This window comes from Haladaptatus sp. DYSN1 (genome assembly GCF_029489995.1).
Classification (GTDB): domain Archaea; phylum Halobacteriota; class Halobacteria; order Halobacteriales; family Halococcaceae; genus QDMS2.
The window spans coordinates 263682-276325 of record NZ_CP120470.1 but is presented as its reverse complement, the minus strand read 5'-3'; the positions used below and the strand labels follow the sequence as shown (position 1 = coordinate 276325).

General features: G+C 63.6%; 15 protein-coding genes. 2 read left to right on the top strand and 13 right to left on the bottom strand.

Going from position 1 to position 12644, the window contains the following annotated elements:
* Position 1: 1 nt before the first annotated feature.
* From P0648_RS01415 to P0648_RS01395, 5 genes are all read right to left on the bottom strand, one after another.
* Entirely contained in the window at positions 2 to 358 is a 357-nt protein-coding gene (locus P0648_RS01415) for a NifU family protein (RefSeq protein WP_276246026.1), read from the bottom strand.
* Between the two features lie 44 nt (positions 359 to 402).
* Positions 403 to 723 (bottom strand): DUF5783 family protein, encoded by a 321-nt coding sequence (locus P0648_RS01410; RefSeq protein WP_276246027.1) that lies wholly within the window; start codon positions 721 to 723, stop codon positions 403 to 405.
* A gap of 51 nt (positions 724 to 774) precedes the next feature.
* The gene (locus tag P0648_RS01405; RefSeq protein ID WP_276246028.1) at positions 775 to 1419 is read right to left on the bottom strand and encodes a hypothetical protein; all 645 of its coding nucleotides are present in this window, start codon (positions 1417 to 1419) and stop codon (positions 775 to 777) included.
* 265 nt (positions 1420 to 1684) lie between these two features.
* Positions 1685 to 3397, bottom strand: coding sequence for a cbb3-type cytochrome c oxidase subunit I (locus P0648_RS01400; RefSeq protein ID WP_276246029.1), 1713 nt, complete (start codon positions 3395 to 3397; stop codon positions 1685 to 1687).
* On the bottom strand, positions 3394 to 3813 hold the full coding sequence (locus tag P0648_RS01395; RefSeq protein ID WP_276246030.1) for a DUF6789 family protein: 420 nt from the start codon (positions 3811 to 3813) through the stop codon (positions 3394 to 3396). The genes P0648_RS01400 and P0648_RS01395 overlap by 4 nt, the downstream gene beginning before the upstream one ends.
* Before the next feature lie 269 nt (positions 3814 to 4082).
* Here P0648_RS01395 and P0648_RS01390 point away from each other — a divergent pair, with 269 nt between their 5' ends.
* Entirely contained in the window at positions 4083 to 4679 is a 597-nt protein-coding gene (locus P0648_RS01390) for a histidine phosphatase family protein (protein ID WP_276246031.1), read from the top strand.
* Positions 4680 to 4768: 89 nt separating this feature from the next.
* Positions 4769 to 5104: a hypothetical protein gene (locus P0648_RS01385; RefSeq protein ID WP_276246032.1), complete on the top strand. Its 336-nt coding sequence runs from the start codon at positions 4769 to 4771 to the stop codon at positions 5102 to 5104.
* A 30-nt stretch (positions 5105 to 5134) separates the two neighbouring features.
* Here P0648_RS01385 and P0648_RS01380 read toward each other — a convergent pair whose 3' ends face one another.
* From P0648_RS01380 to P0648_RS01345, 8 genes are all read right to left on the bottom strand, one after another.
* Entirely contained in the window at positions 5135 to 6415 is a 1281-nt protein-coding gene (locus P0648_RS01380; RefSeq protein WP_276246033.1) for a TIGR00341 family protein, read from the bottom strand.
* Between the two features lie 52 nt (positions 6416 to 6467).
* Positions 6468 to 7880: a DHH family phosphoesterase gene (locus tag P0648_RS01375; RefSeq protein WP_277504964.1), complete on the bottom strand. Its 1413-nt coding sequence runs from the start codon at positions 7878 to 7880 to the stop codon at positions 6468 to 6470.
* A gap of 57 nt (positions 7881 to 7937) precedes the next feature.
* Complete coding sequence (locus P0648_RS01370; RefSeq protein ID WP_276246035.1) at positions 7938 to 8657, bottom strand: uroporphyrinogen-III synthase; 720 nt, start codon at positions 8655 to 8657, stop codon at positions 7938 to 7940.
* On the bottom strand, positions 8654 to 9397 hold the full coding sequence (cobA, locus tag P0648_RS01365) for a uroporphyrinogen-III C-methyltransferase (RefSeq protein ID WP_277504963.1): 744 nt from the start codon (positions 9395 to 9397) through the stop codon (positions 8654 to 8656). Before cobA ends, P0648_RS01370 begins: the two co-directional genes overlap by 4 nt.
* A 1-nt stretch (position 9398) precedes the next feature.
* Positions 9399 to 10502: a hydroxymethylbilane synthase gene (gene hemC / locus P0648_RS01360; RefSeq protein WP_276246037.1), complete on the bottom strand. Its 1104-nt coding sequence runs from the start codon at positions 10500 to 10502 to the stop codon at positions 9399 to 9401.
* Positions 10503 to 10547: 45 nt separating this feature from the next.
* Positions 10548 to 10973, bottom strand: a complete 426-nt coding sequence (locus P0648_RS01355; RefSeq protein WP_276246038.1) for a hypothetical protein — start codon at positions 10971 to 10973, stop codon at positions 10548 to 10550.
* A 22-nt stretch (positions 10974 to 10995) separates the two neighbouring features.
* Positions 10996 to 11142: a hypothetical protein gene (locus tag P0648_RS01350; RefSeq protein ID WP_276246039.1), complete on the bottom strand. Its 147-nt coding sequence runs from the start codon at positions 11140 to 11142 to the stop codon at positions 10996 to 10998.
* A 100-nt stretch (positions 11143 to 11242) separates the two neighbouring features.
* Positions 11243 to 12580 carry a glutamate-1-semialdehyde 2,1-aminomutase gene (locus tag P0648_RS01345; RefSeq protein WP_276246040.1) on the bottom strand — a complete coding sequence of 446 codons (1338 nt, stop codon included), beginning with the start codon at positions 12578 to 12580 and terminating at the stop codon, positions 11243 to 11245.
* Positions 12581 to 12644: the final 64 nt, after the last annotated feature.

Genomic DNA, 12644 nt, shown 5'->3' with positions numbered 1-12644 from the left:
GTTAGAACGGGGCCTGCGGGCCTTCGTTGTCCTCGCTCTCGTCGTCGCCGGGGAAGTTCGGCGTCATGCCGTGGCCCATCCCCTCGTCCATGCCGTCCATTCCGGTGGTGGCGTGGACCTGGTTGATTTCTGGGATCTCCTTGACCATGCGGCTCTTGATGGCCTGAATCGTCATCGGCGAGATGCCACAGCCACTGCAAGCACCGCCGAGGGCGACCGTTACGGACCCCTCCTCGCGGTTGATGTCCTGAATCGCGGCACTCCCGCCGTGCATCTGAATCTGCGGGAAGTTGCGTCGCAGGAAGTTCATGACGCGCTCTTCTAAGTCGTCTTCTGGCTCTCTGGATTCCGTGCTCATGTTCGCGGCTATGGGGTGATTCTCCTTAGGTGTTTGGTCTTCGGTTATTCGCGAAGGTCGAAGACGGCCTGCAATTCCGCTTCGATTCGCTCTACGTAGACCGCGAGGACGGCGTCCAGTTTCTCGTCGTCTACGACGACTGCCGTGAGCCGCTCGTGGGGATTGGGTGGCAGTTCGATACGAAACTTGCCGTCACCCTCGTAGAACGGTTCACTCTCGTTCAGAATCTGTTGGTCGATGCCATGGACGAGCTGTGAGTCGTACTCGTCGTTCATGCTGTTGAACGCGGACTTGTACGCCTGCTGGAGTTGTGGGAAGTAGTGGACGTACTTGTCCTCGAACTTCTTCGGGTCGAACTCGCTCATGTCTGGTCTGTGGAGAACGGTGAATAAAAAGTGGCCGAATCAGCGAACCCGTCACTCGTTTCGCAAAATCAGCGAGGGGTCGTCCTCGTGGTGGACGACGAGTTGCCCGTCGAACAGCTGCGTGTTGACCGTCTTCTCGTCGCGGGACCCGGGATTGAACCCGAACAGGCTGAGGCCGTCTGCCTGCCGAACGCGGTTGGTGAGGACGTGCACGAACCGGAACACCCGCGCGAGGTCAGCGTACATCAGCATCGAGGAGAGCGAATCGACGCCGAATCTAACCCCCGCTGTCGCGTCGTCCTGCTCGAACCGCGTGAACCATCGAGACACCTCGATGCCGATGCCCGTGAGGTCTGCCGGCGTGGCGACCTGACTGACTTGAGTGGGCATCCCGTCGCTCGCCTGTCCGCCGTTACGGTCGATGATTCCCATGCGCGGAACCTCGCCGATGCGCGAGTGGAACTCGGCGAGGACTTCGCTACCGCCTGTGGTCACGCTCGCCAGCACCACGCCCTGGTCGCTGACCAACCCCTCACAGAGCAGCGTCTTCTGGAGGGCAACCTCCCGCTCATCAGCGGGCCACGAACGAGCAGATTCGTCCCCGCAAGGACGGTAGCAGCGAGCGCGTCGAGCGTGTAAGACGAGTCGTCGTTCGTCCCGCCGTCGGTCCTGAACTCGCGCTTCGTCCGCGTTCATCTGAACCCGTAACTGTCCGGTGTCGAGCCCGGAACCGTCCTCGATGGGCCTCCAACCCGTCTCGCGTTCGTGGCGCTTTCTCTCCTTCAGAATATATCTATTATTCAGATAGTTCACATCGCGTATATAAATTCTCGCTACAGTTAGAGAAATAGATATTTGGACTCGACTGAAACGAAATGGCGAACGGTTTCGTATCGTCACATAGAGTGTACGTATGTGAAGTGGCCAGTTTTCGAACATCCGCCGGGAGCGGCTGTCTCGCCTATTTTCGAGATAATTTCCGCTCGAACCACTCCCACTCCCGCGAGAACTGGCCCGTCTCGCGGAGATCCCACACGTCTGCATCGGTCACGACTGCGCCAACGCGATAGGACTGTATCATGTTCCAGAGCCACATCCCAACGCCGGCAAAGAGGATGAGTGCGCCGACAGTCGAGACCTGCTGAAGTGGCGCGAACTCGGCGGGATAGGCGGCGTACCGGCGCGGAAGCCCCATCATTCCGAGGAGCAACATCGGGCTGAACGTGAGGAACGTCCCGACGATGCTCACCCAGGCGTGCGCCCGGGCGAGACGCTGGTTGAACATCCGCCCCGTCAGGATTGGATACCAGAAGTAACTCGCGGCGAACATCGCGAAGACGATGATGCCCACCAGAATCAGGTGGAAGTGGCCGACGACGTAGTAGGTGTCGTGGAGCAACAGGTCGATTGGAATTGAGGCGAGGAACACGCCGGTCACGCCGCCGACGATGAACGTCGAGATGCCACCGACACAGAATATCATCGGCGCGGTCAGGCGAATTTTTCCGTTGTAAATCGTCGTAATCCAGTTGAACGTCTTCACCGCGCTTGGAACCGCGATGGCGAGCGAGACGGCCATGAACGAGGCCTTCAACCGCGGGTCCATCCCGGTGGTGAACATGTGGTGGGCCCAGACGCCGAACGAGAGGACGCCGATGGCGAGCGTCGAGTAGACGACGAACTTGAAGCCGAACAGTTTCCGGCCCGTGAACTTCGGCAGGACGTAACTCACGATACCGAACGCCGGCAGCACGAGGATGTACACCTCAGGGTGGCCGAAGAACCAGAACAGGTGCTGCCAGAGGGCTGCGCCGCCCGCTTCGAGCGAGTAGAAGAACGTCCCGAAATTCCGGTCGAGCAGGAGCATTATCATCGCGCTGCCGAGCATCGGGAACGCGAAGATGATGAGACCACTCGCGGTGAGCATCGTCCACGAGAAGATGTCGAGATTGGCCCAGTTGACCGACGAGTCGCGTTCGGTGAAGATGGTGACGATGATGTTGCTCGCCGCAAGCACCGTCGCGATACCCGAAAGGTGGAGGCCGAGCAGGAACAGGTCAACCTCGGGATTCGTCGCCGCGCGCGACAGCGGCGTGTACATCGTCCAGCCGATCGCCGGCGGTTCGATGGCGAACAGGGCGCGCGTCGGCAGGCCGAGCGGCGTGATGACCTTGGCGATGACTTCGGTAATCAGTCCCGCTCGAACGAGGAACAGCGACGGAGGCAGCAACCAGAACGCGATGGCGTTGACCCGGGGGAACGCCATGTCGTCTGCGCCGACCAGCGGCGGGATGAAGTAGTTGGCGAGGCCGGTGAACACGGGCGTCGCGAAGAAGAACAGCATCGTCGTCCCGTGGACGGTGAACAGCGCGTTGTACGTCTCTGCGGTCCACACCGTCGCCTCGGGGGTCACCAGTTCGGTGCGCATCATCATCGCGTCGATGCCGCCCCAGAGGCCGGTCACAGTGGCCAGAATCAGGTAGAGCAACCCGATGTCCGCGTGGTCCACGGTGGTTATCCAGCGAAGGATACCGGCCGGTTTCTCGCGGGTCGTCGTCTCTACACCCTCGATGTAGCCGCCGTCTGCGAGCAGGCGTTTCGACCCGGTGGTTCGGAGGAGGGCGAGCGTCACGAGAGAGATGAGCACGGCGACGAACAGGACGGTTGGATTCATGGGGATTCCTCTGAGAGGCGGGCGTACACCGCACCGAGCGTGAAGCCGTAGGCGAGGTGTGCGAGCAGGGTCGTGATACCGTACATGATGAGGATGGGGCCGGAGAGGCTCCCCCTACCGAGGATGATGAAGCCGACCCAGAAGGCGGCGGCGAATCCCATCCCGCGGACGGCGGGGTCGGGCCACAGGGGGAGGTAATTCTCGAGTGAGATGAACAGCAGCGGCCAAGCGAAGATGCCGGCGAGCGCGAACAGGATGAACCCGAGCGCGGTCTGCCCGGGGAGGCCGACGAACCGGGCGATGACGTCGAACAAGCCAATCTGCGACCGCGTTTCCACTTCGAACATAACGAGCATCACCGAGAGCAGTGCCATGCCAGCGGCACCGCCCGCGATGGCGCTCAACGGTCGGTTCATTGGTTGGGCGTCCGAACCCCGGGTTAAAAACTCTCGCGGCCGTCCTATCACTTGTCCAACCCTTCTTGCGTGAGTCACTTCAATCCTCGCCGACTCGGTGGATTTCGAGCGAATCGACCGCCAGTGGGGTGGTGGTCTGTGGAAGTTCACCGCGGAATAAACTGCATGCCGCGATACAAAATTCGCTTCGTCACCCGAACGTCCCTCCTGAGGCGCACCTTCCGCGCCCAATCGACGGACTTTCGAACGTTTCCGTCGCGGGACTGTCTATGACTGTCGTCTATTTCGTCCGCCACGCCCACTCACCCTGGCTTCCGAACCAGGAAGCGACGCGCCCGCTCTCTCAGGAGGGTCACGCCGCCGCCCGCGCAGTTGCCGCGTCGCTCAGTGACCGCCCGCCTGCCGCCATCTACGCGAGCCCCTACGAGCGGGCGGTGCAGACGGTCGAACCAATCGCCGCGGACCACGGCCTCGACATCGAGCTCGTTCCCGAGTTTCGCGAACGGACGCTGACCGACGGGCCAGCCGAGAATATCGGCGAGACGTTCGAGAGCGCAATCGACGCCGTCTGGTCCGACTGGACCGTTTCGTGGCCGGGCGGCGAGTCCAACTGGGAGGCACAGGCCCGAGGCGTCACTGCCCTCGAACGAATTCTCGACGCCCACCCCGACGACCACGTCGTCGTCGGGACCCACGGCAACCTCCTGACTCTCATCCTGAACCACTACGACGACCGGTTCGACTTCGCCTTCTGGCGTGACGAGCTCCGGACGCCAGATTGCTTGCGCGCAGTATTCGAGGATGGTGTGCTCGCTACCACTGAGCGAATCGACACTGCTTCACCGACGGACCGACGGACAACCTGACGCCACGCTGGCGCTTGCCGGCGAAACAGAGACTTTCGTCCGTCGCGTAGGTAGCACCAACCGAGTGGTCACGCTCGGCAGGGGGCCTCATGCACCAGACACCGAAGCCACGAATTCTCATCGTGGGGCGTGACTTCGACATCACTACCTCGCTCGTGAGAAATCTCAGAAGAGCCGGCTACGACGTGGACGGCATCCACGGAGACGGCGACATCGACGCCATCTGGAAACCGGGACGCTTCGACGCCATCGTCCTCGGGTCCGGGCTCGACGAGCCACATCGAGAAGCCTGGCTCACGACGCTCGAATCGCTCGCACCAACGACACCGATCTACACGAAGGGACACGACGGCATGACTGGCGGGATGGCGACGTATCTCGCCTCCGTCGTCGTCGAACTCCGTTCTCCTGAACGCGTCACATAGCCTACGTCGCCAATACGACCCTCATTTTTCCTACTGTCTGTACCGTTCCTGTTCGACGTACGTAATCTCGACGACGATTTTCTGGTCGGTGTGTCCCTTGACCGCGTCCGCGATGGTCGGAGCGAGGGACGGATAGCTCCTGTCGGGAGGCCGGCGAACCACGACGCTCACCCGCTGTTCGTCGGTGAACACTCCCTCGTCCGCGATGGAGGTATCGACCCGGACGAGTTCGAGCTCGTCGTACGCGGGTTGCGAGAGGATGTCCTCGACTTCGCTGTTCACGGTATTCTCGAAGGATACTTGCTGGCTGGTGACCGCACCGGCGGCGCCGAGCGACCCAACCACGATGAGGACGGCGGCGATTGCGCCGAGCGACGGGCCGCTGTGGCCATCGTTGTCCACACGCCCGGACTTGTACCCCAGATATCGGAGCACGCTGAAGCCCGCGAGGTTGATGGCCGCCGCGTTCATCACGAGCAGGACGAACGCCCCCGCCGCCACGGTCGGATAGCCCCACGCCACGCCGATGCCGACCGCCGCGGCCGCCGGAATGAGGGCGGCGGCAATCATGACGCCGACGAGCGAGGCCGGGAGCGCCGTCGCGAGGCCGAACGCCCCGGCCGCCCCCGCACAGATGCCGACGGCGAGCGACAGGAAGCCCGGCGAGATACGTCGACTGATCTGGTCAACCGTCGAAACGTCGAGCGTGGTCGGGATGAACGCGGCTGTCTTCAATAGCCAGCCGAACACCGCCGCGCCGACGATGGCGAGCGCGAGACCGTAGCTCTGGGCCCGCAACCCCTGCCAGAGCATCTTGCGGTCGTTGAGGACACCACCGACGCTCGCGGTCAGCGCGGACCCAACTTGCGGGGCGATGACCATCGACCCGACCACGATTGCCGGCGAGTTGAGTAACAGCCCGGCGGTCGCGACGAACGCAGAGAGCAGCGTCATCGCGTAGTACGTCACCGGATTCGGGTGCATATTCCGGGCCTTCGTCCGTATCTCTTCGCTCGCGATTCGGTCGTTCTCTTCGGTCCCTTCGACGTACCGGTTTTCGAGTTCGCCAAAGCGCGGCGTGTGGACCGTCTCCGCGTTTAAGACGACGGTGTAGTTGTCGCGGTCGAGCCCGGCTTCTTCGAGTCTGTCGAGAACGTGTTCGACAGCCTGTGGTGGCAGTGGGAAGTGGAAAATAACGCCTTCGCCCGTGCCCTCCTCAGCAGTCGAGATAGAGTCGATGTTTTCGTCGTCGAGGATTTCCTCGACTGACGTGCGGTGTCCGTCGGGGACGAACACCTGAACGAGACGCATACCCCTCACTTCGTGTGAGGATGGATATCAGTTATGCGGCCCCGGCGCGGCCTCAGCCCAGTTGTTCACCGACCAATCGGTCCACTACCTCGATGAATGCCTGCTCTTTGCCCTTCGGAATCGTCGCGCCCGCCGCGACGTTGTGGCCGCCGCCGTCGCCACCCACCGACCGCGCCGCCTCTCCGATGACCGCAGAGAGGTCGAGTCCCTTGCGGACCAGCGCCGGTGACCCGCGTGCAGAGACTTTCACCTCGTCTGGTTCGTCGGTCTTCTCCGCGAAAGCGAAAATGGGCACGCCGCGGTCGATGCCGTCCGCGCCGACGGCCATCCCCGCGATGATGCCGACGATGGTCTCGCGGATGCGGTCCCCCGCGTGGAACCACTGGACGTGCTCCTCGTGGGTCACGCCCTCCTCGGTGACCCAGCGCAGTCCGTCGGAGAGGTTTCGTCGGTGGTTTGTGAGCAGTTTCCGCGCTCGGTCGAGTGCGCCTTCGCGGTTGCCGAGACAGACGGCGAGACCCACGTCCGCCCGGTCGTAGCGCGCGGTGGCGTTGAGCAGCGTCGAGAACTCGCTCGGGTCGCGCAGTTCGGTGCCCTCGTCCTCTGCAGCGAGTGTGTAGGAAGTCCCGACGAGGCTCTGAATCCGGGTGGCCGGAACGCCGCGGCTGATGGCGTGTTTGAGCAGCGCGCTCGCCACCGTCTGGCGCTCGTCGAGCGAGAGGTCCACCCAGCGTCGCCACTCCGTGCCGTCTTTCAGGTCGAGGTCGAGGTTCAGGAGGAACTTTACGGCACCGCTCTCGGAGTTCGAGATACCGGGGATGTGCACGTCGCTCGCGTATTCGAGCAGTTTCGGCAGCGGACGAGTCTGCTTGCCGTAGAAGGTGAGGTCCGTGCCGGTTTCGAGGACGCCGACTTCGACGCCCTCGGTGACGATGTTCGCGTTCGCGCCGAGGAGTTCGCCGTCGGTGGCTTGCATGTCGCCAACTGCGCCGACGACAGCGAGCGCGGCGAGGTCACGATTATCTTCGCCGCCCAGCGCACGCGCGAGAACGTACGACGCGCCCGCCCCCGAAAGCTCAGACGCCCCATCCAGCCCGAACAGCAGCGGGTTCAGGTGGAACTCGGTGTCCGTCTCCGCTGGCTGGTGATGGTCCGCGATGACGGGCGTGAAGTCGCCTCTCTCTTCGTGTTTGCCAATGATGTCGAGTTGCCCGCTGCCGAAGTCGGTGAAGAGAACCGTCTCGTAGTCGCAGGCGGCAATCGACGCGATTTCGGTCTCGTCCAGTTGCTTCTTGAACACCGTCTCGAAGGGAATCCCGGCGCGTTCGAGTGCGAGTGAGGCGATGGCGGCGCTCGTGAGACCGTCGGCGTCGATGTGGGACGCTAACAGGACTTCGTCTGCCTCACGGAGGCGCTCTGCGCACTCCACAGCGCGAGCTTCGAGTTCGGGGACGGGACCGGCCATTATCAGCAGTTGGGTCGGTATGCCGTTTAAAGTCTCGCTTGCTGGAGATTGAAAATCTCAGTTCGCCTGCGTCGCTTCCACGACCGCCCGCGCGAGCGACTTGAAATCGGCCTTCTCTGGAACCACGCCCACCTCGATGCCGAGTCCCTCGGCCGTCGATTTCGTCGGTTCGCCGATGACGCCGACGACCGCCTCGTTGAGGCCCGCGAGCGCCTCGTCGCGAATCCCTCGCTCTTCTGCGGCGTCGAGGAAGTGCTGGACCATCAGCGACGAGGTGAAAATCGCGCCAGTGAGGTCGCCTGTGGCGGCCGCCTCCGCCGACGCGCCAGCGCCCTCGGGACGAACGAGTTCGTAGAGAACCGTCTCGTGAACGTACGCCCCCGCTTCTTCGAGGCCGTCGGTCAGCACGGGGCTGCCGTGGTCGCTCCGGGCGACTTCGACGCGCGCGCCGTCTACGTCGTCGGCCAACGCTTCGACCAGTCCGGCCGAGGAGTATTCCTCGGGAATTCGGTGGACCGGGTACTCGAAATCACGGAGTCGGTTGGCGGTTCCCTCACCCACGGCGCAGATGGTTCCCTGTGCATTCCACCCAGCCTCGGCGGCCAGTTCGACGCCGGTCTTGCTCGTCAGAACTGTGAAGTCGCCATCTTCCCGCGGTGCGTTCCCGGTCGGGCGAACTTCGAGCATGGCGTCGCCGATGGCCTCTGCACCGAGTGATTCGATGAACGCAACGGCTTCTGCGAGTCGGCCGTCGTCCGGGCGGAAGACGGCAATCATCGCAGGAACTCCTTGACTCGCTCGCGGGTCGCGGCCACTTCGCCGATGACGGTGATTGCGGGCGGTTCGATGCCTTCTACATCTCGCACTTCGACGATAGTGTCGAGCGTGCCCGTCGCCACGCGCATGTCGGGCCACGTCGCCCGCTCGATGAGCGCGACGGGCGTGTCAGGGGCCATCCCCGCATCCAGTAGCGCCTGCGTGTAGTTCGGCAACTTGCCGACGCCCATCACGACGACGATGGTCCCGCCGGTTTCGGCGAGCGCCTTCCAGTTGACCGCCGACTCGTCTTTCGTGGGGTCCTCGTGACCCGTGACGTACGAGACGCTTGAGGCGTAATCGCGGTGGGTGACGGGGATGCCTGCGACGCCCGGCCCGCCGATAGTCGAGGTCACGCCGGGGACGATTTCGAAGGGAATCTCGTTTTCGGCGAGGTGTTCCATCTCCTCGCCGCCGCGTCCGAAGACGAACGGGTCGCCGCCCTTCAGGCGGACGACGGTCTTACCCTCCCGGGCGAGTTCGACCAGTCGATTGTTCGTGTACTCTTGAGGGGTCCACTCGCCGCCGGCACGCTTGCCCACGTCCTCCCGGCGGTCCTCGGGAATCAGGTCGATGATTTCGGGGCCGGGAAGTTTGTCGTGAAGGACGACGTCGGCTTCGTTGAGCAGACGACGAGCTTTGACGGTGAGCAGGTCTGGGTCGCCCGGGCCGCTCCCGACGAGGTAGACTTTCCCGACCATCTCACTCCTCGTCCAGCGCCCGTTTTGCTTCCTCAACCAGTTCGCGCGCGCCGCGCTCTGCGAGTTCGTGGGCGAGATCGCGCGCTTCCGTCGGGTGGCGTTCGACCCTGAGGTCGCGGGTCACTGAAATCGTGTCCTCGCCGTCCTGGCTCAGGACGCGGACGGTCGTGTGGACGTGAGCTCCCTGGACGATGGCGTTCACGCCGATGGGGGCGATACACCCGCCGTTCAACTCGGCGAGAATCGTCCGCTCGACGGTGGTCTCGACGCGGGTGCGCGGGTGGTCGAGTTTCTTGTGGAGGAAGTCGCCGAGTTCGCCGTCGATTGCGGTGACTGCGATGGCTCCCTGTCCCGGCGCGGGGACGAACTCGCTGGCCGGAAGTCGTTTCATCTCGACTTTCTCGTCGAGTCCCGAGCGGACGAGGCCCGCTTCGGCCATCACGAGTGCGTCGTACCGCGGGTCGGGGTCGTATTCGAGGACGCCCTTCTCGAACTCAGAGAGGTCGTTGAACCACTGTTCGAAGGTGCGCCGGTACTCGGGTTCGTAGTCGGGGTTGTCGGCGTTGCCTTTCCGGGCGTGTTCTGCTTCCATCCGGCGTTCGTGTTCGGGCTGGAGGGTCGTCGCGAACAGCTTCTGGATGCGCGTATCGACGTTCCCGCGGATGGGTTCGACCTGCAAATCGGGGCGGGCGGCGAGCAACTGCGCCTTCCGGCGCAGGCTCGACGTGCCGACGACGGCCCCGTGGGACAGGTCTTTGAGCTCGCTGCCGTCCTCGGTGACGAGCACGTCGCCTGGGTGGGTGCGCTGGGGGACGCCCGCGACGACGAGTTCGTCTGGCATCTCCGTCGGCATGTCCTTCATCGAGTGGACTGCGCCGTCCACCTCGCCGTCCAGTACCTTCTCGTCCAGACTGCGGACGAACGCGCCGGTCTTCCCGAGCTGGTGGATGAGCGCGTCTTCGAGTTGGTCGCCCGTGGTCTCCACCTCCACGAGTTCGACCGCGTGACGGCGGTCTTCGAGCGCCGCCTTGACGATGCTCGCCTGTCGCATCGCGAGGTCAGAGCCACGCGTCGCGAGGCGAATCGTCGTCTTCTCGGTAGTCATTGGTGGCTCTCTGCGTTCGACGTCCAAAAGCACATTCGTTCGTGGTCAGGGCACGCCCACGTACCGGCGGCGCTGGTAGAGGTAGTAGAGGGCGACGACCACGCCGAGGACGTTCACGAAAATCGACGCCACGCCGAGCAACCCGTACACCAGCGGGTCAGGTTGCCACTCCAGTCCAGCCGCAGTCACCGCCTGCGAGTCGAAATAGAGCGCGACCGGAAACACGAGCGTGACCATGAGCGCGGGCAGCGCGACGAACAGGCCGAGCACGAGCAGGAAGGCAAAGCCGACGCCCATGCCGACGCCGCCAACCCCCGGTCCCATGCCGACGCCGTTCAGACCGACGACGCCGACGAGCGCGAGCGGAAGGACGATGAACAGCGACACGAGCAGGGCGATGAGCGCGAACACCGGCACGGCCGCGACCCAGAGCCACCAGCGAGAATCGACCGACTGCGAGGTGGATGCCATTGACCGATGGTTGCGTTCGCACTCACAAGTACCCTGCGTAGGTCAGCAGAACGATGGCGGTGGCGGCGAAACAGATGAGACTGAAAATGAGCATGACGCTGAGTCGTACTAGCAGCCCGAGCGGGAACCCACCCTCTCGCTCGATAACTACTGGTTCTCCGTTGTTCACTGGTTCACCCTCCATCCCAACCCCGTTCGTTTCAAAAATAGAACCAGTTCGCCCTAACCTTGTCCCCTGAGTATTCAGGCTCCCGCGCCGAATTCAGGGTTCAGAGCGCGTGTTTGTACGCTTCGAGCGTCTTCTCGATGTCCGCTTCGGTGTGGGCGTAGCTCACGAACTGCGATTCGAACTGATTCGCGGTGAGGAAGACGCCCTGCTCTTTCATCTTCGGCCAGAACAGGCGCTCCCAGCGGTCGGTTTCTGCGGCCTTCACGTCGCCGCCGTCTTTCGGGCAACTCCCGTAGCGCGGACAGTCGGGGTCCTGCGTACACCCGGCCTCGCAGTGACCCTCCCACGAGTCGGGCGCGTCGCGGGTGAAGATGACCTTGAACATGCTGTCTGTCCCGGCCACGGTGTAGCCGGGGGCCTGGTCACGAACGATGTCTGTGAGGCCTGCCCGGAGCTGCTCGCCGAGATCGTTTACGTGGTCGTACACCTTGTGCTCCGCCGCAAATTTGAGCGTCTCGAGGCCGGCGGCCATCGTCACGGGGTGGCCCGAGAACGTCCCGGCCTGGAAGACGTCGCCCGACGGGGTGAACTGCTCCATGATTTCGACTTTCCCGCCGATGGCTCCGACGGGGAACCCGCCGCCGACGACCTTGCCGAACGTCGTGAGGTCCGGTTTGATGCCGTACTTGCCCTGGGCACACTGGAGGCCGCCGACGCGGAAGCCGGTGATGACCTCGTCGAAAATCAACAGACTGTCGTGGTTTTCGGTTATCGAACGCAGTGCTTCGAGGTAGCCGTCGACGGGCGGGACGATGCCGTAGTTCCCGAGAATCGGTTCGGCGATGACCGCCGCGATGTCGTCGCCGTGTTCGTCGAATACCTCGCGCAGGGTTTCTTGGTCGTTGAAGGGGACCGGAATCGACTTCGCCGCGAACTCAGCGGGAATGCCCGGACTCGACGGGGCCGTCCCCGAGGGGTCGCCCTGCACGAGCGTCGATTCCTGTGCCCCGTGGTAGCCACCTTGCATGACGACGATTTTGTCGCGCCCGGTGTAGCCGCGGGCCAGTCGCACCGCCGACACGGTGGCTTCGGTGCCGCTGTTGACGAACCGCACCATCTCGACGCTCGGGACGTGGCGGGTGATGAACTCCGCGTGCTCGACTTCCACCTCGGTCGGCGCGCCGTACATCGGCCCTTCGGAGACGGTGCGCTGGATGGCCGCCGTCACCTGTTCGGGCATGTCGTGGCCGAGTAACAACGGGCCGTAGCCGTTTACGTAGTCGATGTAGCGGTTCCCGTCCGCGTCGATGACGTGGCCGCCGTCACCGCGTTTGACGAAAAACGGGTACGGTCGGGTGGCTCTGACTGGCGAGTTTACGCCGCCGGGGAGGACTGACAGTGCCCGGTCGTAGAGTTCGCGCGAATTCGACTCGTTCATGCACGGGCGTTCTCACTCCGGGACGAAAGAACTGCCCCTCTCTCAGCGCCGTTTCTAGAATCGA

Coding starts and splice junctions, on each gene's coding strand:
- P0648_RS01415 (WP_276246026.1), bottom strand. CDS start 358: ATGAGCACGGAATCCAGAGAGCCAGAAGACGACTTAGAAGAGCGCGTC.
- P0648_RS01410 (WP_276246027.1), bottom strand. CDS start 723: ATGAGCGAGTTCGACCCGAAGAAGTTCGAGGACAAGTACGTCCACTAC.
- P0648_RS01405 (WP_276246028.1), bottom strand. CDS start 1,419: ATGAACGCGGACGAAGCGCGAGTTCAGGACCGACGGCGGGACGAACGA.
- P0648_RS01400 (WP_276246029.1), bottom strand. CDS start 3,397: ATGAATCCAACCGTCCTGTTCGTCGCCGTGCTCATCTCTCTCGTGACG.
- P0648_RS01395 (WP_276246030.1), bottom strand. CDS start 3,813: ATGAACCGACCGTTGAGCGCCATCGCGGGCGGTGCCGCTGGCATGGCA.
- P0648_RS01390 (WP_276246031.1), top strand. CDS start 4,083: ATGACTGTCGTCTATTTCGTCCGCCACGCCCACTCACCCTGGCTTCCG.
- P0648_RS01385 (WP_276246032.1), top strand. CDS start 4,769: ATGCACCAGACACCGAAGCCACGAATTCTCATCGTGGGGCGTGACTTC.
- P0648_RS01380 (WP_276246033.1), bottom strand. CDS start 6,415: ATGCGTCTCGTTCAGGTGTTCGTCCCCGACGGACACCGCACGTCAGTC.
- P0648_RS01375 (WP_277504964.1), bottom strand. CDS start 7,880: ATGGCCGGTCCCGTCCCCGAACTCGAAGCTCGCGCTGTGGAGTGCGCA.
- P0648_RS01370 (WP_276246035.1), bottom strand. CDS start 8,657: ATGATTGCCGTCTTCCGCCCGGACGACGGCCGACTCGCAGAAGCCGTT.
- cobA (WP_277504963.1), bottom strand. CDS start 9,397: ATGGTCGGGAAAGTCTACCTCGTCGGGAGCGGCCCGGGCGACCCAGAC.
- hemC (WP_276246037.1), bottom strand. CDS start 10,502: ATGACTACCGAGAAGACGACGATTCGCCTCGCGACGCGTGGCTCTGAC.
- P0648_RS01355 (WP_276246038.1), bottom strand. CDS start 10,973: ATGGCATCCACCTCGCAGTCGGTCGATTCTCGCTGGTGGCTCTGGGTC.
- P0648_RS01345 (WP_276246040.1), bottom strand. CDS start 12,580: ATGAACGAGTCGAATTCGCGCGAACTCTACGACCGGGCACTGTCAGTC.